Below are 25,338 nucleotides of genomic sequence, written 5' to 3'. Positions count from 1 at the left end.
GGGCAGGTCACAGACCTGCCCGCTTGGAGCGAGCCTATCAGAGGCCGAGGCCACCGATGCAGACATATTTGGTGTCGAGGTAGTCCTCGATGCCCTGATGTCCGCCTTCCTTGCCGAGGCCGGATTCCTTGACGCCGCCGAACGGCGCCTCGGGGGTGGTGATGAGGCCTTCATTGACGCCGACCATGCCGTATTTCAGACCTTCCATGACGCGGAAGGCGCGGCCGAGATCGCCGGTGTAGAAATAGCAGGCGAGGCCGAATTCGGTGTCGTTGGCGAGCGCGATGGCTTCCTCTTCGGTCTCGAACTTGAACACCGGTGCGACCGGGCCAAAGATCTCTTCCTTCATGAAGCGCATCTTGGGCGTCGCATTGGCGATGACCGTCGGCTGGAAGAAAGACCCGCCGAGCGCATGACGCTTGCCCCCGGCGACAATCTTGCCGCCCTTGGCAGTCGCATCGGCAATCAGCTCCTCGACCTTCTCGACAGCCTTTTCGTCGATCAGCGGTCCCTGCTGCACGCCGTCCTCGAGGCCGGAACCGACCTTCAACCCGTTGCTTGCGGCAGCGAGCTTTTCGACGAACTTGTCATAGACGCCGGCCTGAACCAGGAAGCGGTTGGTGCAGACGCAGGTCTGGCCGGAATTGCGGTATTTGGCGGTGATCGCGCCGGCGACGGCACGCTCGAGATCGGCGTCGTCGAAGACGATGAACGGCGCGTTGCCGCCAAGCTCCATCGACACCTTCTTGACGGTGACCGAGGACTTCTGGATGAGAAGCTTGCCGACCTCCGTCGACCCGGTGAAGGTGATCTTCGATACCAGCGGATTGGCGCAGATCTCGTCGCCGATCTCGCTGGCCGAACCGGTCAGGATGTTGATGACGCCCTTGGGGAAACCGACTTCCTCGGCCAGCGCGCCCCAGGCCAGACCCGAGTACGGGGTCTGCGAGGCTGGCTTGACGACCGCGGTGCAGCCGGCGGCAAGCGCCGGGCCGAGCTTGCGGGCCAGCATCGAGGACGGGAAATTCCACGGCGTGATGGCGGCGATGACGCCAACCGGTTCCTTGGTGACCAGGATGCGGCGGTCCGCCCATGGCGAGGGCACGACGTCGCCATAGGTGCGGCGGCCTTCCTCGGCGAACCACAGGATGTAGGAAGCGGCCGAGCCGATCTCGCCCTTGGACTCGAACAGGGACTTGCCCTGCTCGATGGTGAGCAATTCGGCCAACACGTCCTGATTGTCCATCATCGCGTCGTGCAGCTTGCGCAGCAGCTTCGAGCGCTCGAGCGCGGTCGTCTTGCGCCACGACTTGAAGGCAGCTTCGGCGGCCTCGATGGCACGGCGGGTCTCGGCCTTGCCCGACTTCGGCACAGTGCCGATCTTGAGACCGGTGGCCGGGTTGTTGACGTCGACCGTCTGGCCGCTGTCGGCCTGCACCCATTCGCCGTTGATGAGATTGGCCTGCCGCATGAAATGGCTGGTTTTCTGAAGCATGGTCTATCCTCCGTTCGGCGCACTGACGGGCCGGTCTGTGAAGTCTTCGGTGAGCGTGCGCCATGGAACTGAAGCCGGCACGCCGGAGCCACTGCTCTTTACCTAGCGCAAGGCCCGCAAGCAATCGCTACATGGCATATAGGGGTTGGGCCAGCCCGAGGCGAGAGCAGGCCGACATATGGCATGAAGATCGCAGACCGGCATTGTCTGAATATCAGCATAACCTTTCAGAAAACGTGGAGCACCACCGTCAGCCAGAAAGCAGTCGTCACGGCGGCGCAGGCCGTGGCGATGGTCATCTGGTTGGATGCCAGCGCCTGGCCAGTGTTGAACTGCACGGCGATGAGATAGGAATTGATGCCAGACGGCAGCGCCGCGATCACGACCGCCACCTTGGCCGTCAAGGGTGGCAGGCCGAGCAGCCAGACGAAGGCAAGAACCAGCGCCGGCATCAGGAACAGCTTCAGCACCGAAAGCGCAAGCGCCGGACGGACATTCCCCGAAATGCCGAAGCGACGCAGGCTGAGCCCCATGGCAAACAGCGCCACCGGCCCGGCCGTATCGGCCAGCGCATCGACCAGTCGCATGGTAAGGTCGGGCAGCGGCACGCCGCTGAGGCGCCACGCCAGTCCCGCCAGAATACCGATGATCAGTGGATTGATGAAAAGCCGCCGCAGGAAACTGCGGACGATACGCAAGGGGTGCATAGGCTCGCTGCCAGTCCGGCCGAACATCTCGAACAGGACGATCGACGCCATCATCATGACCGGCAGATGCACGGAGACGAGCAGCGACAGCACTTCGAAGCCGCTCGGCCCGAATATGCCGAGAATGAAGGGGGCACCGAGCAGCACGACATTGGAGTAGGCCGACGACACACCACCGACGACCCCGGCACGTGCATCCCGTCCGAAGATCCGCGTGGTGACGAGATGGCCGGCGGCCCAGGTGATCGCTACCGCCGCGAAATAGGCGCCCCACAGGGACCATGGCGCGACGCCGTGGAAATCGGCGTTCACCATGGTCTGGAACAACAGCAGCGGCATGGCCACGCTGACCGCGAAATCGGATATCCCCTCGCCGCTCGCCGGTCTGAGATAGCCTGTGAACCCGGCGAGATAGCCGAGCGCGACAAGGCTGAAGACGAAGAGGACGGTTTCGGTGAGCGGAGACATTTTTCCCGTGATAGGCGAGCCACGGTCGTGGCGCAATCGCGCCTGAATTTGATCATGGTCGGCTGGCAGCGTTATAGAGGGTTTGGATCATCGGGGCGGGCGCGAACGACAAATGGCCTTTGTCGAAACTTCGAAGCGTAATCTTTTCCGGCAGGCGTGGCTGACAGCTTTCGCCACTGCCCTGTTTTGCCTTGCCGCGACAGCGCTTCAGGCCGTCGAAACGAAAAGCCTGAAGGGTGTGGCGCTGATCATCGGCCAGTCGAAATACGAACACATCGCCGCCCTCCCCAACCCGGCCAACGACGCCCGCGACATGGCCAAGATGCTGACCGACCTTGGCTTCGACGCTCGCAACGTCACCGACCGCGACGGCACCAAGCTGAAGCGCGATCTGGAGCGTTTCACGGAGGATGCCGAAGGCGCGGATGTCGCCTTCATCTATTATTCCGGTCATGGCATCGAGGCCGGCGGCGAGAACTATCTGGTGCCGGTCGATGCCGACATATCGTCCCTGAAAGATGCTGACGCGGCCCTGGTGCCGATTTCCGCCGTCATGGATGCGTTGAAGACGACCGTGCCGGTTACGATCGTGCTGCTCGATGCATGCCGCACAAATCCGTTTCCGGCGGACGCAGTGGTGCGGCGCGCCCCGACCGCCTCCGCCTCGCCGATTGGCGCCGGCGGCCTGGAGCCGGTGCGTGGTGCCAAGGCCCTCGGCAACGCGGCGGCGGCAGACGCGAGCCTGGGCACCGTGGTCGGCTTCGCCGCCGAACCCGGTCGCCCGGCACTCGATGGCGCGGTTGGCGAAAACAGCCCTTACGCGGCCGCTCTGCTGCGCCACCTCGCGGCGATGAAAGGCACCGAGTTCGGCTCGGTCATGCGCATGGTGACCGAGGAGGTCTACCTCGACACCAAGGCCAAGCAGCGCCCCTGGGTCAATGAGAGCCTGCGCCGCCTGCTCTATTTCGGCATTGCGCCACCGGAGCCGACCGGCGACGACGGGTTGATCACCAGCGAGCGGCGGCAGTTGCTGTTGACCATTTCCGACCTGCCCGACCCGAAGCGGGCCCAGGTGGAACTGGCCTCGCTGCAGGAGGGCGTGCCGCTCGACGCGCTCTATGGCGTGCTGAAGGCGCTCGGCACGGAAAAAATCCCCGAGGATCCAACAGATCTGCAAAAGGTGCTCGACGCCCAGGCCGAGCGCCTGAAGAAGATGATGTCCGAGCGCGCGGCGTTGCGCACCGACGATCCCGAGATCAAGCGCCTCGTCGCGTCCGCCGACGAGGCCATCGCCCAGGGCGCCATCGTGACGGCGCGCAAATTCCTCGATGACGCGGTCGGCCGGGTCGAGCAGGCAGGCGCTGCGGTCGATGAAGCCGAAGATCTCGTCAAGCAGAAGCGCCTTGCCGATGCCGCGATCTACGCCAGGCGCGCCGATGCCTCGGCGCTGGTCTTCGATTATAAGTCCGCCGCCGGCGACTACGCCAAGGCGTTTTCGCTGGCCGAAAAATGGGACGACAAGCTGCGCTGGAACTACAAGAACCAGGAAGCCGAGGCGTTGAATGCTTTCGGCTATGCCTCTGGCGATCTCGAGGCGCTGCAGCATTCCATCGAGGCCTATCGCATCATCCTGAACTTTATCCCCAACGGCGAACAGAATCGCGACTGGGCGATCACCCGCAACAACATGGCGGTGGTGCTGCAGACCATCGGCGAGCGCGAGACCGAAACCGCTCATCTCGACGAAGCGGCACAGATTTTTCGCGATTCCCTCATCGTGTTCGAGCGCGAGAAGGACGACCTCAACTGGGCTGCCGCGCAGAACAACCTGGCCAATGTGCTCCTGAAGATCGGCGAACGTGAGAGCGACCCAAAGCGCCTGAATGAAGCGGTGGCGGCAATGCGGGCCACCCTCGAGAAGCGCCCGCGCGACAAGGTGCCGCTCGACTGGGCCGCTTCACAGAACAATCTCGGCCTGGCGCTCTACGCACTGTCCGAGCGCGAGGCCGCCGGCGAGCATCTGACGCAAGCGGAGGCGGCCTACCGGCTGGCGCTTCAGGAATACACGCGCGAAAAGGCGCCTGTGGAATGGGCGATGGTCGAGAACAATCTCGGCAATACGCTTGTGTCGCTTGGCATCCAGCTCAACGACAAGGAAAAGATCAACGCGGCGGCCGACGCCTTCCGCGCCGCTCTTGAGGTGCGAACCCGTGAAACCTTCCCGGTCTCCTGGGCCACCAGCCGGCTCAACCTCGGCAATGCGCTGAGTGGCGTCGCCCGCTTCGACTTGGGCACCAGCGCGCTCGAGGAGGCTGCAGCGGCCTATGACGATGCACTGACGGTGTTTACCCGGCAGCGTTTTCCGATGGACTGGGCGTCGGCGCAGAACAATCTCGGTTCGATCTACCAGACGCTTGGCCAGCGCACCCGCGACGCGGCCAGGCTAGAACAGTCGGCGGCGGCTTTCCAGGCCGCCCGACAGGTCTATGTCAGACGGAAATTCCCGCTCGACTGGGCAATGAGCCACTACAATCTCGGTAACACACTGCAGCTGCTTGGAGGCGTGACCGACAAGCCGGAACACTATGGCGAGGCGATCGCCGCCTACCGCGATGCGTTGCGCGAATACAAGCGCGAGACGAACCCGCGGCAATGGGCGCTGGCCCAGGCCGGCCTTGGCTCGACGCTGCACTGGCTGAGCATGAGCAACGCCGACCCGAAGACCCTGCTTGAGTCCATCGCCGCGCGGCGGGCAGCGCTTGAAGTGTTGACCGTCGAAGCCGCACCCGTCGACTGGGCCAATGCCCAGAACGGCATCGGCATGAGCCTTCTCAACCTCGGCAATCTCCAGCGGACCGACAAATATCTCGGCGATGCCGAGGCCGCCTTCACGGCAACGTTGAAGGTGTTCACCCGCGAAAGCCAGCCGATGCAGTGGGCCTTCGAACAGAACAATCTCGGCGACATCCACTGGAACCGCGCCAGCTATGGCGGCGGCAAGGCCGAATATCGAAAGGCGATCGAATTCTTCGAGAACGCCAAGCAAGGCTTTACCGAAGCCGGCTATACGATGCCCATCCCGTTGACCGACCAGAAGATCGATCTGGTGAAGAAACAACTGGCGAAGAAGTAGGGCTCTGTCCTACCGCGCCTTGTCTTTCGGCTGGCTTTACCGTCCCTATATGTCGAGTCACCGGAGCCCATGCCGGGAACCGGAGAAGGATAGCCTATGATTCGATTTTTGTTGGCTTTGCTTCTGTTCGCTATCCCGGCCGCGGCCCACGCAACGGACGCCGGCTGGGCGCTGTTGCGCGACGGCGGACATGTCGTGCTGCTTCGCCATGCCATGGTCACCGGCACCACCGATCCGGCCAATTTCGACATCGACAGCTGCGCCACTCAGGTCAACCTGTCGGCGCGCGGCAAGCAGCAGGCGAGCAAGATCGGCGCCTTGTTTGCGGCGCGGGCGGCACCCATCGAGCGGGTGTTGTCCAGCCGCTATTGCCGCTGCCTCGACACCGCGCGCATCGCCTTCGAGGCCGAGCCGGAGCTGTTTGCGCCGCTCGATCTCCTGAAGGGGGATGAGACGCAGAAGGCGGCACAGATCGCGGCGATCATGAAGGAAATCCGCGCCTATTCCGGCTCCGACAATCTGGTCATGGTCACCCATCTGGAAGACATCGTGGCGCTGACCGGCGTCTCGCCCCGCGAAGGCGAAGCCGTGGTCGTCGAGCCGCAGGGCGATGGGCTGCGCGTGCTCGGCCGGGTCACATTCTAGTCGTGGTGATGACCGACTGACGCGTCGGTGAGCAGCCACGCATCGATGCGGACTTGCCACGCCTGGATCATGCGCGCGAACGCGTCCTCCGTCAGCGCCGATAGATACGACCTGCCTGACGCGTTCAGGGCGGTGAACGTGTAGGCGATCGATGCCTCGGTGCCGCCATCCGCCGCCGGACGGCAAGCCACCTCGACAAATCCGAAACGTGAATCCGGCGTGACCCTGACATAGCGGACACGATGCCCGACAGGATCCCAGTCAGCGCAGGCCCAGAGCATCGTCTCATCACCGTGGGCGGTCCGGAAGACCATGCCTTGCTGCGTTTCGCCGCCTTGCGGATGCAGAAACTCCGGATCCCAGCCCTCCACCCACAAGGTCTCGCCGATCGGCGAGAACAGCGGAAAGACGCGATCGACCGGACCGGAAAGGACGATGCTGTGGCAACGCTCAAGATGGCTCGTCATCCGCCTTCGCCCTTCCGTTCGGTCAGACGGTGGCTGTCCGCGGCGCCAAGCTCCAGCCCATAGATGCGCTTCAATTGGCCAATTGTTTCGAGTGTCGCCGGCGAAAACGGCGTCTGCCCTTCGAAAGCATGCAGCACGATGCCCTCGATGAGATCGCCGAGGCTCATGTCGCGATGTTCAGCCAAGGCCTTGAGGACCTTCACCAGCCGCTTTTCCAGGCGAACCCCTGTCTGCACGCGCTCTATATCCATGGCCATCGTGTACCAGGGTACATTGGTACACACAAGCGCACGCCGGCGACTGCCGTTTGTGTTGCCGAAATGCCACCACGGAAAGAAGCCGCAAATTGGCCATGACAATGCCGCTTGCGACAACCCGTCGCAGGGGCTATAGGCGCGCACCCGGTCACGAAAACCGAAGCGAGCACAACGGTTGGAGCTTTCGTCTCCGCCCGTGCAGGCGGCTTTGCCGCCCTGTATACGGCGCCGCTTTGGGGATTGGGATCGCGGATATAGCTCAGCGGGAGAGCGCCGGATTTGGGTCCGGAGGTCGCAGGTTCGATTCCTGCTGTCTGCACCACGGATAGCTCAGTTTGGTAGAGCATCAGATTTAGGTTCTGATTGTCGAAGGTTCGAATCCTTCTCCATTGGCCTGATAAGCCAGCACCCTGCCACGGTGTTATCTGAAAAACGGTCCGGGGACTGGAATGCCGAAGATCTGACGGAAGGCCCAAGCCTTAGGGCGTGGGTCATCCTGAAAGTCTGACGCCATCGGCTCGCGGCCAGGCCCGCGGTGATGGTCAAGGCGCAGCGTCGCCGGCAAGGGAGGCCAAGGCCTCCGGCGCCCGCTTCGCTGCCTCGCGATCCGCTCCCGCAGGTCCGCCACGGATTGATGCCACCAGTCCCCGGATCATTCGTGCCGGACCATGACGCAAGAGACGATGTGAAACGAGAAACGAAGGGAAGATCGACGCATGACTTGACGCCTCGCATGGGGCCATGCCCGACAGGAGTAAGACAATGACCATTCTCGACAAGGTTCTTGGACGCGAGCGCGTCCTCGTAAGGGAAAACGAACGTGCCCTCACCCTCTACAAGGGTGAGATCAAGGCTGTCCTGCTGCCGGGCGAACATTGGCTCGCCAACCGGCGCGGAAGCCTCGAGGTGTCGCGGCACGATCTGAAGAACCCGGAATTCGTTTCGGCATACGAGAAGGCGTTGTTCGACAAGCTCCCGGATGTAGCCGCGCGTCATTTCACCGTCGTTCGCACCGGGCGCACGGACGTCGCCGTCATCGAGCGTGACGGCAACCTGCATGCCGTGCTGGCGCCGGATCGCAAGCTCGTGCTGTGGACGGATGCCGGTCCGTGGAAGGTGACGCTGATCGACACGTTGGCCGATCTGGCCATCGATGCGGCGGTCATGCGCCGGCTCGGCCAGGCCCGGAAGGCGGAACTGATGTCCGTCCATCCGGTCGTCGACGGCCAGGCCGGACTGCTGTTCATCGACGGTGTCCTCGTGCGGACGCTGTCGGCGGGCGTGCATGCTTTCTGGAACGTCGGACGCATGGTGCAGATCAAGGTCGTCGACCTCAAGCGCCAGTCGCTCGACGTTGCCGGGCAGGAAGTGCTGACCAAGGATCGCGTCACGATCCGCGTCAACATCGCCGCCGAATACCGGGTCGTCGATCCGGTCAAGGCGGTGAGCGCTGTGAAGGACTTCTCCGAAGCCCTCTACCGTGCCCTGCAGTACGCCTTCCGCAAGACGCTTGGCGCGCTGACGCTCGACCAGATCCTTGAGAAGAAGGTGACGGTCGACGAGGAAGCGGCGGCCAAGGTCCGCGCCGACATGGCGGAGATCGGTGTGGAGGTCAGCGATATCGCCCTGAAGGATGTCATCCTGCCGGGCGAGATGCGCGAGATCCTCAACCAGGTGGTGTCGGCTGAAAAGCAGGCCGAGGCCAACATCATCCGTCGCCGCGAGGAGACGAACGCCACGCGTTCGCTGCTTAACACGGCCAAGGTGATGGCGGAGAACCCGGTGATGCTGCGGCTGAAGGAGCTCGAGGCTCTGGAAACCATTGCCGGCAAGGTCGAGCGGCTGACCGTCCACAACGGAACGGGCGGGCTGCTCAACGACCTGGTCAAGCTCCGCGACAGCTGAGCTTACGTAACGTCAATGGGAGGGGCCGCCGGGTCGACCGGTGGCCCTTCTTGCGTTTCTTGAGCGCCCTACCCATCTGCGCTCCGCGTATCAGGCCTTTTCCTGCCGGGAAAAACCGATTAGACAGCGCCCAAACACATGCGGACAGATTCCGCCCGCAACCGAAGGAAAAGCCTCTTGTCCACCACGTTCGACAAAGTCGCCAAGATCATTGCCGACACCAGCGAGATCGATATCGACACCATCACGCCCGAGAGCCACACGATCGACGATCTCGGCATCGACAGCCTCGATTTCCTCGACATCGTCTTCGCCATCGACAAGGAATTCGGCATCAAGGTGCCGCTGGAAAAGTGGACCCAGGAGGTCAATGACGGCAAGGCTTCGACCGACGATTACTTCGTCATGAAGAACCTGTGCGCCAAGATCGACGCGCTGGTCGCCGCCAAGACTGTTTGACGTCAGTTGAGCGCGCGATCTTGACGCGCTCTGCCGCCTGACCCACAAAGCCGCCCATGAGCAGCCCCCGCGACGTCGTCATCACTGGTATCGGCCTTGTCTCCTCGCTGGGAGAGGGTCCGGACGCCCACTGGCAGAAGCTCGCCCAGCCCGGCCTGCAGCCGGTGCTCGAGGCCGCGCGTTTCGCGCCCTACACCGTCCACCCCCTGCCGGAGATCGACTGGAACCTGCAGATCGCCAAGCGCGGCGACCAGCGTCAGATGGAGACCTGGCAGAGGCTCGGCACCTATGCCGCCGGCCTGGCGTTGGACGACGCCGGCATCAAGGGCAATGACGAACTCTGCACGACCATGGACATGGTTGTGGCCGCCGGTGGCGGCGAACGTGACGAAGCGGTCGATGCCGCCATTCTCGCCGCTTCCGAAAGCCGCAACGACCGCGACGTGCTGCTGAACGAGAAGCTGACCACAGAACTGCGGCCGACCCTGTTCCTGGCCCAGCTTTCCAATCTGCTCGCCGGCAACATCTCCATCGTCCACAAGGTGACCGGCTCGTCCAGAACCTTCATGGGTGAGGAAGGTGCGGGCGTCGCCGCCGTCGAAACGGCTGCCGCGCGCATCCGCTCCGGCCAGTCGACCCACATCCTGGTCGGCGGCGCCTTCCAGACCGAACATTCCGACATGCTGCTCGGCTACGAACTTGCCGGCTACCTGCATCGCGGCCCGTGGAAGCCGGTCTGGCAAAGACAGGGCTCTGAAGGTGGCGGCGTGGTGTCGGGCTCCGGTGGCGCCTTCCTGGTGCTGGAGCAGCGCGAACACGCGACAAGCCGTGGGCGCAAGATCTATGCCGAACTCGGGCCGGTCGTCTCCGGCCGCGCCAGGCGGCGGCGCGGAGAACTCGGCGCCGAGATCGCAGCGCTGCTCAGCCAAGCGGCGCTGCCGAACGGCAAGCTGCTTGCCCTGTCGGGCGCGTCGGGCGCTCATGCGGCAACCGACGCCGAGAAAGTAGCGCTCGATGCCAATACGGCGATCGCTTCTCGCGGCTTCTCGACGCTGACCGGACACATGAAGGAAGCGCAGTTTCCGTTCGCCGTGGCGCTGGCCGCACTCGCCGTCGACCGCAAGGCCGCCTACCCTGTTTTTGACGCCGCTGCCGAGACGCCATTCGAAGGCGTTCCCGCAACCGTCCTTGCAACGGCGATCGGCTATCACCAATTCGAGGGCATGGCGCTGGTCAACGCCGCCTGAGGCGGCGTTCCGCGATCCATGCTGCAACGACAAACGCTCGAGGGCTCCCGGATGGCCAATCTGAACGATCACATGGGCAGGCCGATCGTCGCCGTCACCGGCATCGGCGTGGTGACGTCGCTTGGCGTCGGCAAGACCGATAACTGGGCGGCGCTGACCTCGGGCAAATCGGGCATCCACCCGATCACCCGCTTTCCGGTCGACCATCTCAACACCCGCATCTCCGGCACCGTCGACTTCCTGGCGTCGAGCTCGAAGGGCGCCAGCCCGCTCACCTACGAACTGGCCGAAACCGCCGCGCACGAGGCCGTGGCCGAAGCCGGTCTCAATTCCAGTGATTTCGGCGGTCCGCTTTTCCTGGCTTCGCCACCGGTCGAACTTGACTGGGCCGAACGCTTCTCGCTCTACAATTCCGACAAACAGGATGCCGGCGCCGAAAGGCTGCTGCGGGTGGCGCGCGGGCTGAAGGAAACAGACATTTTCGAGACCACACAGTTCGGCTCGATCGCCGACCGTCTCGCCGATCGTTTCGGCACACGCGGCCTGCCGATCACGCTGTCGACCGCTTGTGCCTCCGGCGCCACCGCCATCCAGCTCGGTGTCGAGGCGATCCGCCGCGGCGAATGCGACCGGGCGCTGTCGATCGGCGCCGACGGTTCGGCGACCGCCGAGGCACTGATCCGTTTCTCGCTGCTGTCGGCACTTTCGACCCACAACGACATCCCGGAAAAGGCATCGAAACCCTTCTCCAAGGACCGCGACGGCTTCGTACTGGCCGAGGGCTCCGGCGCGCTCGTGCTGGAATCGCTGGAAGCAGCACTCGCCCGTGGAGCGACCGTCCTCGGCATCCTGCGCGGCTGTGGCGAAAAGGCCGACGACTTCCACCGCACCCGCTCCAAGCCGGACGGTTCGCCGGCGATCGCCGCAGTTCGTGCCGCCCTTGCCGATGCCGGCCTGAGCAAAGACGAGATCGACTACGTCAACGCCCATGGCACCTCGACGCCGGAAAACGACAAGATGGAGCACCTGTCGCTGTCGACAGTGTTCGGCGAGCGGATCGGCTCGATGCCGGTCTCGTCGAACAAATCGATGATTGGCCATACGCTGTCGGCGGCAGGCGCGGTCGAGGCGGCGTTCTCGCTGATGACGATGCGCGAAAGCGTCATTCCGCCGACCATCAACTACGACAATCCCGACCCGGCGATCGTGCTTGACGTGGTGCCGAACAAGAAGCGCAATGCCGAGGTTCGCACCGTTCTGTCGAACTCCTTCGGCTTCGGCGGCCAGAACACTTGCCTTGTCATGGCGCGGGAACCGGTCTAAGCGACCTTTTTCCGCCAAACAGAACCGACAGGCTCCATGCGCGCACTGCAACTTATCGAGGACCGCCGTCTTGAAACGGTGGACCTGCCGCCTCCCCCGCCGCCGGCACTCGGCGAAGTCACGCTGCGCATCAAGGCGGTGGCGCTGAACCACATCGACGTCTGGGGCTGGCGCGGCATGGCCTTCGCCAAGCGCAAGTTGCCGTTGGTCGTCGGCGCGGAAGCCTCCGGCGAGGTTGAGGCGGTCGGTCCCGGCGTTTCCAGCCTGCTGCCCGGGCAGTTGGTGTCGATCTACGGCGCGCGCACCTGCGGCCTTTGCCGTGCCTGCCGCGAAGGCCGCGACAATCTCTGCGAACATGTTTCGGGGGTTCACGGCTTCCATCTCGACGGCTTCGCGCAGGAGAAGATCAACCTGCCGGCACGCCTGCTGGTCCCCGCCCCGCCCGGCGTGACCGATATCGGTGCTGCTGTTGCGCCCGTCACCTTCGGCACCGTCGAGCACATGCTCTTCGACAATGCCCGGCTGCAGCCAGGCGAGACCATCCTGGTCCATGCCGGTGGCTCCGGCATCGGCTCGGCGGCCATCCAGCTGGCGAAGCGGATGGGCTGCACGATCATCACCACGGTCGGCTCGAACGACAAGATCGACAAGGCCAGGGCGCTCGGCGCCGACCATGTCATCAACTATCGCGACGACCGTTTCGAAGGCGTCGTGCGCAAGCTGACCAAGAAGAAGGGCGTCGACGTCGTTTTCGAACATGTCGGCGCCGACACTTTTGCCGCCTCGATGCTGTGCCTGAAGCGCGGCGGTCGCCTGGTGACCTGCGGCTCGACCTCTGGCGTCTCGACGCAGATCAACCTGATGCAGCTGTTCCAGCAGCAGTTGAAACTGCTCGGCTCCTTCGGCTGCCGCATGGAGAATATGGCCAACGCCATGCAGAAAATGGCGGCGGGACAGGTCGCGCCGGTCATCGACACCGAAGTCGGCTTCGACGATATCGATGCCGCGCTAAAGCGCATGGAAGGCCGCGACGTGTTCGGCAAGATCATCCTGCGCGTCGACTAGAGCTTGACCTCAGTGTTCAAGAAGTTTCGCCGGGATTTCAAATTTCGCTATGGCAGGCAGCTGCGCCAGTTGAACTACTGGCTGGTGGCGCGTGCGGCGATGATGATCATCTCGATGCTGCGCCTGCTACCGGCCGACAGCGCGCTGAATTTCGCCGACCGCGTCGCACGCCGTGTCGGCCCTCGGGTCGGGCGCCATCAGGTCGCCGTCGACAATCTGCGCAAGGCCTATCCGGAAAAGAGCGAAGCCGAGATCCAGGCCATCGCATCGGACATGTGGGGCAACATGGCCCGCCTGGCCGCCGAATACATCTTTCTCGACGCCCTGTTCGACTACGATCCCGCCGCCACCAGTCCGGGACGCGTCGAGGTCAAGGGGATAGAACACTTCATCGAGATCGCCGCCGAAAAGCAGCCGCACATCGTCTTCACCGGCCATCTCGGCAATTTCGAATTGCTGCCGGTGGCCGCCGCGACCTTCGGCATGAACATCACGGCGCTGTTTCGCCCTCCCAACAATCCCTATCTCGCCGACTACATCCTCTCGACGCGCCGCTCGACCATGGGATCACTGCTACCATCGATGGCCGGCGCCTCGTTTGCGTTGGCCGGGGTCTTGGAGAATGGCGGCAACATCGGTGTCTTGGTCGACCAGAAATTCACCAACGGCCTGGAGACGACGTTCTTCGGCCGTCCCTGCCAGAGCAATCGCGTGCTGGGGACCCTTGCCCGTCACTACGACTGCGACGTCTATCCGGCGCGCTGCGTCAGGCTTCCGGGCAACCGCTTCCGGCTCGAGATCGAGGACAAGCTGACCTTGCCGCGGACCGCTGACGGCATCGTCGACGTCCGTGCCACCACCCAGCTTCTCAACGACGTGGTCGAGCGCTGGGTGCGCGAAGACCCTGGTCAGTGGATGTGGTTCCACAAAAGGTGGGAGATCGGCGGCCGGCGCAGAAAGCGGCCCCTGCAGGCGGGAGCGCCTGTCGCTGGCGCCTAAGCCCGTTGATTGCCACCGGTCCTGACATTCGTAGCTTTGTTGGTCAGGGAATCTTAAACGGCCGGGGCGCAGATATCCCAGGGATGTTCATCGGCTGGGACCGTTGCATGGTTAGTCTCGAAACGCGTCGCGCCGACCGGGATAGGCTCGAAGACCGCTCGTTTGGCCGTTTTGGCAGGGCCTGGTCCTTTATCCGCCAGCGAGGCTTGCTGGAGCCGGTCAGGCTCGTTCGTCAGCATGGGATCGGCGCGAGCGTTGGCTTTGTCCTGCGGAACGTCCGCTATATCGTCGCCGACCGCCTCGCGCGAAAATGGGATCGCCGGCACGATGTCGATACGGCCGGTTCGATCCAGCTCGCTGCGCTCGATGTCGTCGGCCCGCATCGCAGCAAGGGCAACGAAGCGGTATGCACCTCGCCGAAAACCTTTGATTTCATCATGAAGTCGCTGCCCCAGGACCTCCAGGGCCGCACATTCATCGACATCGGCTCTGGAAAATCGCGGACGCTGTTGCTGGCGTCGCGCTATCCGTTTGCAGAGATCATCGGGGTGGAGTTCGCTCGCGAGCTGGTCGAAATCGCCAGGAGCAACATAAGGCACTTCACGAATCCGTCGCAGAAATGCCGCGCGCTCAGCGTCGTCGAGGCGGACGCGGCGGCTTACGAATTTCCCGATGCGCCGCTGGTGGTTTATTTCTACAATCCTTTTTCCAAGGATGTTTTCGACATCGTTCTGAAGAATCTCGTGTCGTCGCTTGAACGGCACAGGCGGGACTGCTTCATCGTCTACGGAAGCTCAAGCCATCGCGCCATCGATTGGGCAAGGCCGGCAATCCGCGAGGCCGGCGTTTTCATCGAACTTCCCGTGCCGCCGATGCCCGGCTTCCTCGATGCGATCCGAACCATAGACTACGCGGTCTTTCAGTTTCGCGCCGGAGCGTAGCTCTTGCTTCTGGCCTTGACGAAACGCGTGACGTTGCGCGCGGCGTATGGCGTGCCGGCAGTGAAACGCATCAGCGGGCCAAAACTGCCGACGGCGCTCGCACCGACGAAATGCAAGCCTGGAATGCTCGACTCGAACCCCGCGGAGAGCGCCGGGACCCCTTCCCGACGCGCGATGGCGGCAAGCACATCGGGCGCGAACAGCCCGAGCCTGGCGATATCGATCCGGTAGCCAGTTCCCAGCAGCACGTGATCGAAGGTGGCGACATCCTTCTCGAACCGCAGTTCGATGGCGTGGTCCTTGGCGGCAGCACCGACAATCCTGCTGCCAGCATTGACCTTTATTCCATCGAAGTCCGGCTTCAGCCAGCCTGACGCGCCGGCCCCAAGACTGCGGATGTTGAGCCCGTCTCTGGCTGCCTCCGGAAACCGGTGCACGAAGCCTGGAACTTCGACCAGCCAGGACAGTGGGAAGGGGCCGACCCTGGAGGGAGACGCAAGACGCTCCGAAGCGAAGTCGCGCAAACTCCAGCTTTTGTTTCCCGACAGCGTTCGATACCCGAGCCAATGGATGTCGCCACGGCAGACAAGTTCGACATCCGCCCCGCTACGCTTGAGCAGCACCGCGGATTCGCAGGCGCTCTGCCCGCGCCCGATGACCGCGACCCGCTTGCCGCGGAAGGCCTCGTAGCCGGCATGTTCGCTGGCATGGCTGACCAGTTCGGCGGGCATTCCATTGAAGACGGCGGGGATCATCTGCTGATTCATCAGCCCAGTGGCAACGACGACACGCCGCGCTTGGACGGCATCACCATCAGCAAGGGCGAGGCGAAACCCTCCCCTCGCCGTCTCGACACGGCCAACCATGCGCGTATCCAGATCGGGAACCGCCTGGGCCTGTATCCACAGTCCATAGTCGACGAAGTTTTCAAGCAGCAGCGGTTGGCGCGGCGAGATTCCAAGTACCGCTGCGTAGGAATCAAGCGAGAGCGGACCTTTGGTGTGGCCGATATAGGTCGCATGCCAGGGTGAGCGCAGCCGCATGCCTCTTGGCATGTGGTCGCGCCAGAAAGACATGGCGCCACCGAAGGCGATCGTTTCAATGCCCGCCGCCTTAAGGGCGGAAGCAACGGCCAGACCAAACGGTCCGGCACCGATCACAGCCACCTCGCAATCGGTCCTGGGCATGGGAGCGATCATGTCACTGGTCTCGTGGTTCCGTTTTCTCGACGCCTGATCCCGACTGAAACCCGGTCGGACACCCCGTCGTCCTAAACATTCCCAGGTTAAGAATGCGGAAATGAACCGCATTCTACCGCCTGTCCGGCAGATGACCTGGCGTTGTCGGTTAATTGTTTTCACCGCCTACGAAGTATTCGCCTCGTCAGCACTCTCCACATGGTCAAGGGTATGTCGATCAGGCCCGGCATCGGGTCGCTTGCCGTGAATGTCGCCCATGCCCGCACCGAGCCGAACGAGCGCAAATAGGCCCGCCTTGTCAGCCGGCCACTTGAGATCAACTTGCTGACGGCCACTATATCCCGAACCAGGTACATCCAGGATGTATTCGGCCGCGCCGAGACCGCCCCGACCTCGCGGCCCGATCTGATCGCCCAAAGCATGGCGCCGAGATCGACGCCCGCGGCAGCGGCAAGCCCAAACCATGTCCAGGGTCGCGGATTGACATCGAGTATCTTCAACGAGCCATCGCGGGGGTCGCGCTTGAATTCGACCTCCACCAGTCCGTGGTGGCCGATCGATCCAAGAAGCCGGCGCGCGGCGTCGATCAGTTGCGGCTCGTCGACGACCTCCACGAACGTGCTGGTATAGCCAAAATCGACCGGATATTGCCGGCTGCGGCGGGCAGTGAACTCGGCCACCGGCGCGCCCCGGTTCCAAAGCGCCGCGTAGGAAAACTGGTTTTCTCCTCCTCCCGCTATCATTTCCTGGACGACGACATTCTCAAAACCAATCTCTTCGGCGGCCCATTTGTAGGCGGACAGGAACGACGCCTGGTCGTTGGCGAGAATGGCCTTTGCACGGGCGAAACGGCTGCGCCCGCCCATGTTCGGCTTCAGGATGACGGGAAAGCGAAGCTCGGCCGCCCCTGCCTGCTCAACCGAAGTCAACTCGTAGGTCAGCGGAATGGCGAGCGCCAGTTCACGGGCACGGCGATACAGAAGCGGCTTCTCACAAACCCATTTCAGCTGCTGCCATGGTGGCAGCACCACGTCGAATATATCGGACAGTTGCTCAATGGCTTGCGACACCAGGCGAACTTCAGGGTCGCCGCCAGCAACCAGAAGAAAGCCGCCCAATCCCTGGGTCGCAGCCAGGTCGAGCAGGAAGGCAACGGCGCCGTCATCCTCGGGGCCGGGCCACGTCATCTGCCGATGAGCGTAACGCGAAAAGCGGGGCAGAGGCGTGTCGGCGCTTATCAGCCAGACCGGCACTTTCTGCGCGCCAAGGCTCCTGGCCAGCGCCAGCGTCCCGTGCGCCCCACCAAGAATGACCACCCCGGCGGGCCGACTGGAAACACGATCGTCCATTTCTGGCTGGGAGAGCATCCGTCAAATCCGACAATCGGTGCGCAGTGGCGAGACTTCTGGTTACCGATTGACCGGCCTGCAAAAAGTAAGGACATCTCATATAGAAGCTGGTCGCCCAGGTGCTGCCACCACCGGCGGAACGTCTCATACCAATGCTTTCCACATGGTAATGAAAATTGGCGCCGCTTTAGAAAGAGGCCCCGGCAGTCGGCAGTGACCATGCCAGGATTGTTATGCGTTCCGACTTGCCACTGGCGTCGACAGCCAAAGCAATTCACAAGAAAGTGCCAACAAACAGTTAGACCGGTTCAGCAATCCACCGACGTTGAACCGGCTAACATAAGACAAGACTGCGCCGCGGACGATGCCCGACTGACGGCCCTAGTTCGTCACGACGATCCGCGTGTTGCCGAAACCCACTTCCCGCACCATCGAATAGAAGGTCGCGGCGTTGGCCGTGTGCAGCCGCACGCAGCCATGCGATGCCGGCCTGCCGAGTTGCCTGACGGCGCCAGTTCCATGGATGGCATAGCCGCCATGGAAGAACACGGAATAAGGCATTGGCGACATATGGTATTTGCGCGAATACCACATCCGGGCCGTGCGTTGCGGCCGATAGGTGCCGCGCGGCGTGAAATAGCCGGATCGCGCGGTGGACACGCTCCACCGGTAAACCGAAAAGCCGTATCTGACCGTCATCGTCTGCGACGACACGTCTATGTTTGCAACGAGGCTGGCCGCCCAGCCTTGCCCCGCGGCACCGAACAGCATCGCGACAAACACGGCTGCCATGAGAACAGTCTTTTTCATGCGATCAAACCCCTTTGATTGCCCCTTACTTGCCTGCCATCACGTTGTTTTTCATCTTTTTAATGGCGAGTGATGCGATAGCACACACTCCTTGACCAATTCGCCAATCCAAAGCAGCGAATTTGAACGATTTCGCGCGATAGTTGCCGCAACGACACGCCGCACCGGTCTGTTCACCGTCGGGCTTGCAAAACCGCTGATATCGCTGCTCAACTCGTCGCATGAACGAGCGACTCCTCAAGGCGATCGATGACCGGCGCGACGATGTCGTCGCGCTGACCGCCGACCTGATCCGATTTCCGACCATCAACCCACCCGGCGAGGCCTATCGGCCATGCGCCGAATATCTCGGTGCGCGACTGAAGAAGAGTGGTTTCGAGACCGAATTCATCCGTGCCGAGGGCACACCCGGCGACACCGATCGCTACCCGCGTGTCAATGTCGTTGCACGGTTCGACGGACGGTCGCCGGGCGCCTGCGTCCACTTCAACTCGCATATCGACGTTGTCGAAGCCGGCGACGGATGGAGCGTCGATCCCTTTGCCGGCGTGGTCCGCGACGGCAAGGTCTACGGCCGTGGTGCCTGCGACATGAAGGGTGGCCTTGCCGCCTCGGTCATTGCAGCGGAAGCCTTCATGGAGGTGTTTCCCGACTTTCCAGGCGCCATCGAAATATCGGGCACTGTCGACGAGGAATCCGGCGGCTTCGGCGGCGTCGCCCATCTGGCCAGGCTCGGCTATTTCTCGAAACCCAGGGTCGACCACGTCATCATCCCCGAACCACTGAACAAGGACCGCATCTGCCTTGGTCATCGCGGCGTCTGGTGGGCGGAGATCGAGACCAAGGGCGAGATCGCGCACGGCTCGATGCCGTTTCTCGGCGACAATGCGGTGCGCCATATGGGCGCCGTCCTGCAGGCCTTCGAGGATGAACTATTCCCCGCGCTCGATCGCAAGACGACGCGCATGCCGGTGGTGCCCGAAGGCGCCAAGCGCTCGACCATGAACATCAACTCCATCCACGGTGGCCAGACCGAGGATTTCCGGCCCGGCCTGCCTTCGCCCAACGTGCCCGATTCCTGCCGGCTGACCATCGACCGCCGCTTCCTGCTCGAGGAGGACCTCGACACGGTCAAAGGTGAAGTGACCGGCATTCTCGACCGGCTGAAGCGCGAGCGGAAAAAATTCGACTATGAGATCCGCGACTTGATGGAAGTGCTGCCGCTGATGACGGAGCGCGACGCGCCCGTGGTCAAGGCGGTGGCGCAAGGCATCATGGCGATCTTCGACCGCGAACCGGACTATGTCATCTCGCCCGGCACCTACGACCAGAAGCACATTGCCCGCATCGGCCATATCTATGATTGCATCGCCTACGGTCCGGGCATTCTAGACCTCGCCCACCGGCCGGACGAATGGGTCGGGATATCGGACATGGTGGAAGCGGCCAAGGTGATGGCGATCGGGCTCAACGTGCTGCTGCGCGGCACAGCCACGGGATAGTCGCATCGCAACAAGCTTCGACCAGCCGACAGGGCTGTCACGGCAAAAACATTCCCAGCCATCCTGCCGGGCAGAACGAAACGCAATTTACTCCGTGGCCAAATCACGCTTCTATCGCCCGGGTTTGAGCACGTGTCTGAAAACGCATGGGGAGTTGCACGATGAGATTGTGGAAAACCATCCTGGCCGCAGCGGTGCTGTCGCTGGCCACTGGCACGTCGGCATTCGCCGCGCGAACCGACCTCGTCATCGGCATCCCGCTCGAACCGCCGCATCTCGATCCGACCGCCGGTGCTGCCGCAGCCATCGACGAGGTTCTCTACGCCAATGTGTTCGAGGGCCTGACCCGCATCGGGCCGAATGGCGAGGTGCTGCCGGATTTGGCCGAAAGCTGGACCATTTCCGATGACGGCAAGGTCTACACCTTCAAGCTGCACACCGGCGTCAAATTCCACGACGGCACCGATTTCGACGCCAGTGATGTTAAGTTCTCGCTCGACCGCGCCCGGGCCGACAATTCGGTCAATGCGCAGAAGGGTCTGTTCGCAGCGATCGACAAGGTCGATGTCGTCGACCCGGCAACGGTCAAGGTGACATTGAAGAACCCGCAAGGGTCCTTCCTCTACAATATGGGCTGGGGCGACGCGGTGATCGTGGCGCCTGAATCGGCCGACACCAACAAGGAGAAGCCGATCGGCACCGGCCCGTTCAAATTCCAGAGCTGGGCCAAGGGGTCGTCGATCACGCTGGTCAAGTCGGACAATTACTGGGGCACGCCGGTGTCTCTCGACAAGGCCGAGTTCCGCATCGTGCCGGATGCGGCGGCCTACGTACCGGCGCTGCTGTCTGGCGACATCCAGGCTTTCCCGTTCTTCGATGCCGACAGCGTCGCCCAGGTCAAGGACGACCCACGCTTCAAGGTGGTGATCGGCGCGACCGAAGGCGAAACCCTCCTGTCGATCAACAACAAGAAGCCGCCTTTCGACAAATTACAGGTGAGACAAGCGATCTCCTTTGCGCTCGACCGCAAGGCGATCATCGACGGCGCCTCGGCCGGCCTCGGCCAGCCGATCGGCTCGCACATGTCACCGGCCAACAAGGACTATGTCGACCTCACCGGCCGCTATCCGCATGATGTCGCCAAGGCCAAGGAACTGCTGAAGGAAGCGGGACTGGAGAACGGCTTCAAGGCGACGTTGAAATTGCCGCCTCCCTCTTACGCGCGGCTAGGCGGCGAGATCATCGCCTCGGAACTTCGCGACGTCGGTATCGATCTCGAGATCATCCCGGTCGAATGGGCGCAATGGCTGGATCAGGTGTTCACCAAGAAGGATTACGACCTGACCATCGTCTCGCACACCGAGCCCAACGACATCGATATCTATTCGCGCAAGGACTATTACTTCAACTACGACAACCCCGCCTTCGACAAGGTGATTGCCGACCTCAACCTCACCTCTGACGAGGCCAAGCGCAAGGAACTGCTCAGACAGGCGCAGAAGATCCTGGCCGATGATGCCGTGGTCGGCTTCCTCTTCGAACTGCCCAAGGTCGGCGTCTGGGATGCCAAGCTGCAAGGACTGTGGGAAAACGCACCGATCCAGGCCAATGACCTGACCAAGGTGAAGTGGAGCGAGTAAGGCTGTTGGCCAAAAGGCGCCGCTTGCGCTCCTTCGCGCCCCCCTCTGCCCTGCCGGGCATCTCCCCCTCAAGGGGGGATACTTCGCTCTTGTCAGCGCTTTCGCCATTCATCAATGAAGCCGTTGTAGCGCCTGCGCTGAAATTGCCGATCTCCCCCCTTGAGGGAGAGATGTCCGGCAGGACAGAGGGGGGCGTCGCAGAACGCTATCGTCACTTGTTGTCTGCCCTCGGCAACGCAGCGGCCCCATGACGCCCTATCTCCTCAAGCGCCTCGCCATCGCCGTCACCACGCTGGTGCTGGCCTCCATAGTGGTTTTCGCCGTGCTGGAGATCCTGCCCGGCGACCCGGCGCGGCTGATGCTGGGCATGAACGCCAGCGCCGACCAGGTCGAGTTGTTGCGCAACCAGATGGGGCTCAACGCGCCGCTGCCTTGGCGCTACCTGCATTGGGCCGGCGGCCTGCTCAGTCTCGATTTCGGCCGCTCATACACCTATTCGGTGCCGGTCATCGATCTCGTGCGCGAGCGGCTGGCTGTCTCCCTGCCGCTGGCGCTGATTGCGCTGGCGCTCTCCACCATCATCGCAATTCCGGTCGGCCTGTTTTCCGCCAGCCGGCGCGGACGGGCCGGCGATACGGTGGCGATGGGCGCCGCTCAGCTTGGCGTCGCTGTCCCCAATTTCTGGTTCGCGCTGATGCTGATCTATGTCTTCGCCGTCTGGCTGCGGCTGGTTCCGGCCGGCGGCTTTCCCGGCTGGAGCGCCGGCCCCTGGCCGGCGCTGAAATCGCTGCTGCTGCCGGCAGTGGCGCTTGCCTTGCCGCAAGCCGCCATCCTGGCGCGCGTCACCCGCTCGGCGCTGATCGAGGTGCTGAACGAGGACTATATCCGCACTGCCCGCGCCAAGGGCCTGCCTTTTCGCGCTGTGCTGTGGCGGCACGCGCTGCGCAACGCCATGATCCCGGTACTGACCATTCTTGGCCTGCAGTTCGCTTTCCTGCTTGCCGGCACCATCATCATCGAGAATGTCTTTTATCTGCCCGGCCTCGGCCGGCTGGTGTTCCAGGCGATCACCCAGCGCGACCTGATCGTCGTCGAAAGCGTCGTCATGTTGCTGGTCGCCGCCGTCATTGCCGTCAACCTCCTTGTCGATCTTTCTTATGCAGTCGTCGATCCGCGCCTGAGGAGCAGGCAATGACGCTGCACATCGACATCCCCGAGGAGACGTTCGGCAGCATCCTGGCCAAGGCGTTCAGGAACACCGCTTTCGTTGCCGGCTTCGTCATCACCCTGCTGATCCTGACGATGGCGATCGTCTCCTACGTCTGGACACCCTATGATGTGACGAAACTGGTGATATCAGACAAGACGCAAGCCCCCTCCCTGGCGCACTGGTTCGGCACCGACCATTTCGGCCGCGACATCCTGTCGATGGTCATGGTCGGCGCCCGCAATTCGATTGCCGTGGCGTTGGTCGCGGTCGGCATCGGCATGGGTGTCGGCGTGCCGCTCGGCGCCTTTGCCGCGGCGCGCGGCGGCCTCGTCGACGAGGCGCTGATGCGGCTGAACGATCTCGTCTTCGCCTTCCCCGCCTTGCTGTCGGCCATCATGATCACCGCCATCTTCGGACCGGGCGCCGTCAACGCCATCATCGCCATCGGCATCTTCAACATTCCGGTGTTTGCCCGTGTCGCCAGGGCCGGCGCGCTGGCGATCTGGCCGCGCGAGTTCATCCTTGCCGCGCGCGCCGCCGGCAAGAGCAGCACGCAGATCAGCATCGAACATGTGCTGCCCAACATTGCCACGCTGCTTCTGGTGCAAGGCACCATCCAGTTCGCGCTGGGCATCCTGGCCGAAGCTGGGCTTTCCTATCTGGGCCTGGGCGCCCAACCGCCAATGCCGAGCTGGGGCCGCATGCTGTTCGACGCGCAGACCCGCATGGTGGTGGCGCCGTGGATGGCAATCTTTCCCGGCATGGCGATCGTCGTCACCGTGCTTGGGCTCAACCTTCTGGGCGATGGCATCGCCGACATCCTCGACCCGAAATCGCGGCGGCAGCGATGAGCCTGCTCGAGGTCGAGAACCTGTCGCTGACCATAGGCGACACGCCGATCCTCAGAGGCATGGAGCTTTCCGTTGCGCCCGGCGAGGTCATGGGACTGGTCGGTGAATCCGGTTCGGGCAAGTCGATGACGGCGCTGGCGGTGATGCAGCTTCTGCCTCATGCCGCGCGCGCCACCGGGCGCGTCTCGTTCGACGGCATCGACATCCTCGCGGCAACCGAGGACCAGATGTGCGCGCTGCGCGGTGACGACATCGGCATGGTGTTCCAGGAGCCGATGACGGCGCTCAATCCGGTCAAGACGATCGGCGAACAGGTCGCCGAGGGCATACGCTGGCACACCAGGGCAAGCCGCGCCGAGGCCGAGGAGCGTGCGCGAAAAATGCTCGACCGCGTCGGCCTGCCCTCGGCAAAATTCCCTCTCTCGCGCTATCCACACGAACTGTCCGGCGGCCAGCGCCAGCGCGTCGTCATCGCCATCGCCTGTGCGTTGAAACCGAAGCTGCTGATTGCCGATGAGCCGACGACGGCGCTCGACGTTGTTCTGCAGGCCCAGATCCTCGACCTCCTGCGCGACCTCGTCGCGGAGAGCCGCATGGGCTTGCTGTTGATCTCGCACGATCTTGCGGTGGTGACCGAGATGGCCGACCGCATCACCATCCTGCGCCACGGCGAGGTGATGGAGGCCGGCGACACGGCGCGCACGCTGTCCGAACAGCTCCACCCCTACACGCGCCAACTGGCGCAGGCCTCGATGCATGTGCCGGCGCGGGCGAGGCCGCATGGCGTCGGATCGAGCCAACTCTTGCTTCAGGTCGAGGGCGTGACGCGCGACTATCCCGGCCCGCGCACCTCGCTGTTCAGGCGTGCGCCTGATATCCGTGCCGTGGACGATGTATCCCTGTCGATGGCGCCGGGCCAATCGGTGGCGCTGGTTGGTCGCTCCGGCTGTGGCAAGTCAACGCTCGCCCGCATGATCCTGGCGCTCGACCGACCAAGCTCGGGCACGATCCGGTTTCGCGGCGAGTCCATCACCGGCAAGAGCGAAGCGGAACTGAAGCCGGCCCGGCGTGACATGCAGGTTGTCTTCCAGGATCCTTACGGCTCCTTCGACCCGCGCCAGAAGGTTGAAAAACTGGTCGCCGAACCCCTGCATGTTCTGGACAAGAAGCCCACGCGCGCCGAGCGCCACGAAATGGTGGCGCATGCGCTGCATGAAGTCGGCCTCGACCAGCGCGACATGGACAAATATCCGCATGAGTTTTCCGGCGGCCAGCGCCAGCGCCTTTCGATCGCCCGCGCCATCATCACCCGCCCCAAGCTGGTCGTCGCCGACGAGCCGGTCTCGGCGCTCGATGTCTCGATCCGCGCCCAGATCCTGGATTTGTTCGCCGAGCTCAACCAAAAACTCGGCATCGCCTATCTCTTCATCACACACGACCTGTCCGTCGCCCGTGCCATCACGGACGAGGTGCTGGTCATGCATGACGGCAAGATCGTCGAGCGCGGCAAGACGAACGAGGTGCTGGATCACCCGCAATCCGAGGCGGCCAAGGCGCTGGTCACTGCTGCCCCGAACCTGCAGCGGGCAATCGCTCGGCGGATGCAGGAACAGGGTTAGCCCATCAGATCATCTGGAATATTCCGGGTCCGTGAGCCCGGAAGCGC

Annotated in this window: 22 protein-coding genes and 2 tRNA genes; 16 read left to right on the top strand and 8 right to left on the bottom strand. The window is 63.2% G+C overall.

The window, feature by feature from the left end; translation table 11 throughout:
• Positions 1-37 precede the first annotated feature (37 nt).
• Positions 38-1,495: an NAD-dependent succinate-semialdehyde dehydrogenase gene (locus AC1D2G_RS23400; protein ID WP_095087470.1), complete on the bottom strand. Its 1,458-nt coding sequence runs from the start codon at positions 1,493-1,495 to the stop codon at positions 38-40.
• Between the two features lie 227 nt (positions 1,496-1,722).
• The gene (locus AC1D2G_RS23395) at positions 1,723-2,670 is read right to left on the bottom strand and encodes an AEC family transporter (protein ID WP_477416926.1); all 948 of its coding nucleotides are present in this window, start codon (positions 2,668-2,670) and stop codon (positions 1,723-1,725) included.
• Positions 2,671-2,782: 112 nt separating this feature from the next.
• Here AC1D2G_RS23395 and AC1D2G_RS23390 point away from each other — a divergent pair, with 112 nt between their 5' ends.
• Both AC1D2G_RS23390 and AC1D2G_RS23385 read left to right on the top strand, forming a co-directional pair.
• A complete protein-coding gene (locus AC1D2G_RS23390; protein ID WP_477416924.1) occupies positions 2,783-5,803 on the top strand; it encodes a caspase family protein in 3,021 nt (1,006 codons plus the stop codon).
• 96 nt (positions 5,804-5,899) lie between these two features.
• Positions 5,900-6,448 (top strand): histidine phosphatase family protein, encoded by a 549-nt coding sequence (locus AC1D2G_RS23385; RefSeq protein WP_457150920.1) that lies wholly within the window; start codon positions 5,900-5,902, stop codon positions 6,446-6,448.
• Here AC1D2G_RS23385 and AC1D2G_RS23380 read toward each other — a convergent pair.
• Both AC1D2G_RS23380 and AC1D2G_RS23375 read right to left on the bottom strand, forming a co-directional pair.
• Positions 6,445-6,915 (bottom strand): SRPBCC family protein, encoded by a 471-nt coding sequence (locus AC1D2G_RS23380; protein WP_477416922.1) that lies wholly within the window; start codon positions 6,913-6,915, stop codon positions 6,445-6,447. The two genes, AC1D2G_RS23385 and AC1D2G_RS23380, sit on opposite strands and share 4 nt — an antisense overlap.
• A complete protein-coding gene (locus tag AC1D2G_RS23375) occupies positions 6,912-7,151 on the bottom strand; it encodes a hypothetical protein (protein ID WP_477416920.1) in 240 nt (79 codons plus the stop codon). The genes AC1D2G_RS23380 and AC1D2G_RS23375 overlap by 4 nt, the downstream gene beginning before the upstream one ends.
• A gap of 269 nt (positions 7,152-7,420) precedes the next feature.
• Here AC1D2G_RS23375 and AC1D2G_RS23370 point away from each other — a divergent pair.
• From AC1D2G_RS23370 to AC1D2G_RS23330, 9 genes are all read left to right on the top strand, one after another.
• Positions 7,421-7,494 (top strand) — tRNA-OTHER (locus AC1D2G_RS23370).
• Positions 7,495-7,496: 2 nt separating this feature from the next.
• Positions 7,497-7,565: transfer RNA gene (locus tag AC1D2G_RS23365), tRNA-Leu, on the top strand.
• Between the two features lie 369 nt (positions 7,566-7,934).
• Positions 7,935-9,077 carry a slipin family protein gene (locus tag AC1D2G_RS23360; protein WP_477416918.1) on the top strand — a complete coding sequence of 381 codons (1,143 nt, stop codon included), beginning with the start codon at positions 7,935-7,937 and terminating at the stop codon, positions 9,075-9,077.
• 177 nt (positions 9,078-9,254) lie between these two features.
• The gene (locus AC1D2G_RS23355) at positions 9,255-9,536 is read left to right on the top strand and encodes an acyl carrier protein (protein ID WP_477416916.1); all 282 of its coding nucleotides are present in this window, start codon (positions 9,255-9,257) and stop codon (positions 9,534-9,536) included.
• Between the two features lie 56 nt (positions 9,537-9,592).
• On the top strand, positions 9,593-10,783 hold the full coding sequence (locus AC1D2G_RS23350; RefSeq protein ID WP_477304381.1) for a beta-ketoacyl-ACP synthase: 1,191 nt from the start codon (positions 9,593-9,595) through the stop codon (positions 10,781-10,783).
• A gap of 51 nt (positions 10,784-10,834) precedes the next feature.
• Entirely contained in the window at positions 10,835-12,106 is a 1,272-nt protein-coding gene (locus AC1D2G_RS23345) for a beta-ketoacyl-ACP synthase (RefSeq protein ID WP_477304383.1), read from the top strand.
• 36 nt (positions 12,107-12,142) lie between these two features.
• Positions 12,143-13,171 carry a zinc-binding dehydrogenase gene (locus tag AC1D2G_RS23340; protein ID WP_477227505.1) on the top strand — a complete coding sequence of 343 codons (1,029 nt, stop codon included), beginning with the start codon at positions 12,143-12,145 and terminating at the stop codon, positions 13,169-13,171.
• 12 nt (positions 13,172-13,183) lie between these two features.
• Positions 13,184-14,170 carry a lipid A biosynthesis lauroyl acyltransferase gene (locus tag AC1D2G_RS23335; protein ID WP_477417153.1) on the top strand — a complete coding sequence of 329 codons (987 nt, stop codon included), beginning with the start codon at positions 13,184-13,186 and terminating at the stop codon, positions 14,168-14,170.
• Between the two features lie 5 nt (positions 14,171-14,175).
• Positions 14,176-15,111, top strand: coding sequence for a class I SAM-dependent methyltransferase (locus tag AC1D2G_RS23330; protein ID WP_477416914.1), 936 nt, complete (start codon positions 14,176-14,178; stop codon positions 15,109-15,111).
• On the opposite strand, the gene AC1D2G_RS23325 is transcribed toward AC1D2G_RS23330, so the two are convergent.
• The 4 genes from AC1D2G_RS23325 to AC1D2G_RS23310 form a co-directional block, all read right to left on the bottom strand.
• Complete coding sequence (locus AC1D2G_RS23325; RefSeq protein WP_477416912.1) at positions 15,090-16,298, bottom strand: NAD(P)-binding domain-containing protein; 1,209 nt, start codon at positions 16,296-16,298, stop codon at positions 15,090-15,092. The genes AC1D2G_RS23330 and AC1D2G_RS23325 overlap by 22 nt on opposite strands.
• Before the next feature lie 170 nt (positions 16,299-16,468).
• On the bottom strand, positions 16,469-17,677 hold the full coding sequence (locus AC1D2G_RS23320) for a carboxylate--amine ligase (protein ID WP_477416911.1): 1,209 nt from the start codon (positions 17,675-17,677) through the stop codon (positions 16,469-16,471).
• Between the two features lie 363 nt (positions 17,678-18,040).
• A complete protein-coding gene (locus AC1D2G_RS23315) occupies positions 18,041-18,469 on the bottom strand; it encodes a L,D-transpeptidase (protein ID WP_095087450.1) in 429 nt (142 codons plus the stop codon).
• Between the two features lie 25 nt (positions 18,470-18,494).
• Complete coding sequence (locus AC1D2G_RS23310; protein WP_143748794.1) at positions 18,495-18,692, bottom strand: hypothetical protein; 198 nt, start codon at positions 18,690-18,692, stop codon at positions 18,495-18,497.
• On the opposite strand from AC1D2G_RS23310, the gene AC1D2G_RS23305 reads away from it, so the two are divergent.
• The 5 genes from AC1D2G_RS23305 to AC1D2G_RS23285 all read left to right on the top strand — a co-directional run bounded on the left by AC1D2G_RS23305 (position 18,691) and on the right by AC1D2G_RS23285 (position 25,291).
• Complete coding sequence (locus AC1D2G_RS23305) at positions 18,691-19,971, top strand: acetylornithine deacetylase/succinyl-diaminopimelate desuccinylase family protein (RefSeq protein WP_477416909.1); 1,281 nt, start codon at positions 18,691-18,693, stop codon at positions 19,969-19,971. The two genes, AC1D2G_RS23310 and AC1D2G_RS23305, sit on opposite strands and share 2 nt — an antisense overlap.
• Before the next feature lie 161 nt (positions 19,972-20,132).
• Positions 20,133-21,611 (top strand): ABC transporter substrate-binding protein, encoded by a 1,479-nt coding sequence (locus AC1D2G_RS23300; protein ID WP_477416907.1) that lies wholly within the window; start codon positions 20,133-20,135, stop codon positions 21,609-21,611.
• A gap of 247 nt (positions 21,612-21,858) precedes the next feature.
• Positions 21,859-22,806: an ABC transporter permease gene (locus tag AC1D2G_RS23295; RefSeq protein ID WP_477416905.1), complete on the top strand. Its 948-nt coding sequence runs from the start codon at positions 21,859-21,861 to the stop codon at positions 22,804-22,806.
• On the top strand, positions 22,803-23,672 hold the full coding sequence (locus AC1D2G_RS23290) for an ABC transporter permease (RefSeq protein WP_477227513.1): 870 nt from the start codon (positions 22,803-22,805) through the stop codon (positions 23,670-23,672). Before AC1D2G_RS23295 ends, AC1D2G_RS23290 begins: the two co-directional genes overlap by 4 nt.
• A complete protein-coding gene (locus AC1D2G_RS23285; RefSeq protein ID WP_477416903.1) occupies positions 23,669-25,291 on the top strand; it encodes an ABC transporter ATP-binding protein in 1,623 nt (540 codons plus the stop codon). The genes AC1D2G_RS23290 and AC1D2G_RS23285 overlap by 4 nt, the downstream gene beginning before the upstream one ends.
• The last annotated feature ends 47 nt before the right edge of the window (positions 25,292-25,338 follow it).

This window comes from Mesorhizobium sp. P2_C7 (genome assembly GCF_056404515.1).
The sequence above is the reverse complement of the archived record's forward strand: the minus strand, read 5'-3'. Positions and strand labels throughout refer to the sequence as shown.

What these genes read in the sequence shown, in the direction of transcription:
- AC1D2G_RS23400 (WP_095087470.1), bottom strand. Translation starts at nt 1,495, where the DNA reads ATGCTTCAGAAAACCAGCCATTTCATGCGGCAGGCCAATCTCATCAAC.
- AC1D2G_RS23395 (WP_477416926.1), bottom strand. Translation starts at nt 2,670, where the DNA reads ATGTCTCCGCTCACCGAAACCGTCCTCTTCGTCTTCAGCCTTGTCGCG.
- AC1D2G_RS23390 (WP_477416924.1), top strand. Translation starts at nt 2,783, where the DNA reads ATGGCCTTTGTCGAAACTTCGAAGCGTAATCTTTTCCGGCAGGCGTGG.
- AC1D2G_RS23385 (WP_457150920.1), top strand. Translation starts at nt 5,900, where the DNA reads ATGATTCGATTTTTGTTGGCTTTGCTTCTGTTCGCTATCCCGGCCGCG.
- AC1D2G_RS23380 (WP_477416922.1), bottom strand. Translation starts at nt 6,915, where the DNA reads ATGACGAGCCATCTTGAGCGTTGCCACAGCATCGTCCTTTCCGGTCCG.
- AC1D2G_RS23360 (WP_477416918.1), top strand. Translation starts at nt 7,935, where the DNA reads ATGACCATTCTCGACAAGGTTCTTGGACGCGAGCGCGTCCTCGTAAGG.
- AC1D2G_RS23350 (WP_477304381.1), top strand. Translation starts at nt 9,593, where the DNA reads ATGAGCAGCCCCCGCGACGTCGTCATCACTGGTATCGGCCTTGTCTCC.
- AC1D2G_RS23345 (WP_477304383.1), top strand. Translation starts at nt 10,835, where the DNA reads ATGGCCAATCTGAACGATCACATGGGCAGGCCGATCGTCGCCGTCACC.
- AC1D2G_RS23340 (WP_477227505.1), top strand. Translation starts at nt 12,143, where the DNA reads ATGCGCGCACTGCAACTTATCGAGGACCGCCGTCTTGAAACGGTGGAC.
- AC1D2G_RS23325 (WP_477416912.1), bottom strand. Translation starts at nt 16,298, where the DNA reads ATGCCCAGGACCGATTGCGAGGTGGCTGTGATCGGTGCCGGACCGTTT.
- AC1D2G_RS23320 (WP_477416911.1), bottom strand. Translation starts at nt 17,677, where the DNA reads ATGCTCTCCCAGCCAGAAATGGACGATCGTGTTTCCAGTCGGCCCGCC.
- AC1D2G_RS23315 (WP_095087450.1), bottom strand. Translation starts at nt 18,469, where the DNA reads ATGAAAAAGACTGTTCTCATGGCAGCCGTGTTTGTCGCGATGCTGTTC.
- AC1D2G_RS23305 (WP_477416909.1), top strand. Translation starts at nt 18,691, where the DNA reads ATGAACGAGCGACTCCTCAAGGCGATCGATGACCGGCGCGACGATGTC.
- AC1D2G_RS23310 (WP_143748794.1), bottom strand. Translation starts at nt 18,692, where the DNA reads ATGCGACGAGTTGAGCAGCGATATCAGCGGTTTTGCAAGCCCGACGGT.
- AC1D2G_RS23300 (WP_477416907.1), top strand. Translation starts at nt 20,133, where the DNA reads ATGAGATTGTGGAAAACCATCCTGGCCGCAGCGGTGCTGTCGCTGGCC.
- AC1D2G_RS23295 (WP_477416905.1), top strand. Translation starts at nt 21,859, where the DNA reads ATGACGCCCTATCTCCTCAAGCGCCTCGCCATCGCCGTCACCACGCTG.
- AC1D2G_RS23290 (WP_477227513.1), top strand. Translation starts at nt 22,803, where the DNA reads ATGACGCTGCACATCGACATCCCCGAGGAGACGTTCGGCAGCATCCTG.
- AC1D2G_RS23285 (WP_477416903.1), top strand. Translation starts at nt 23,669, where the DNA reads ATGAGCCTGCTCGAGGTCGAGAACCTGTCGCTGACCATAGGCGACACG.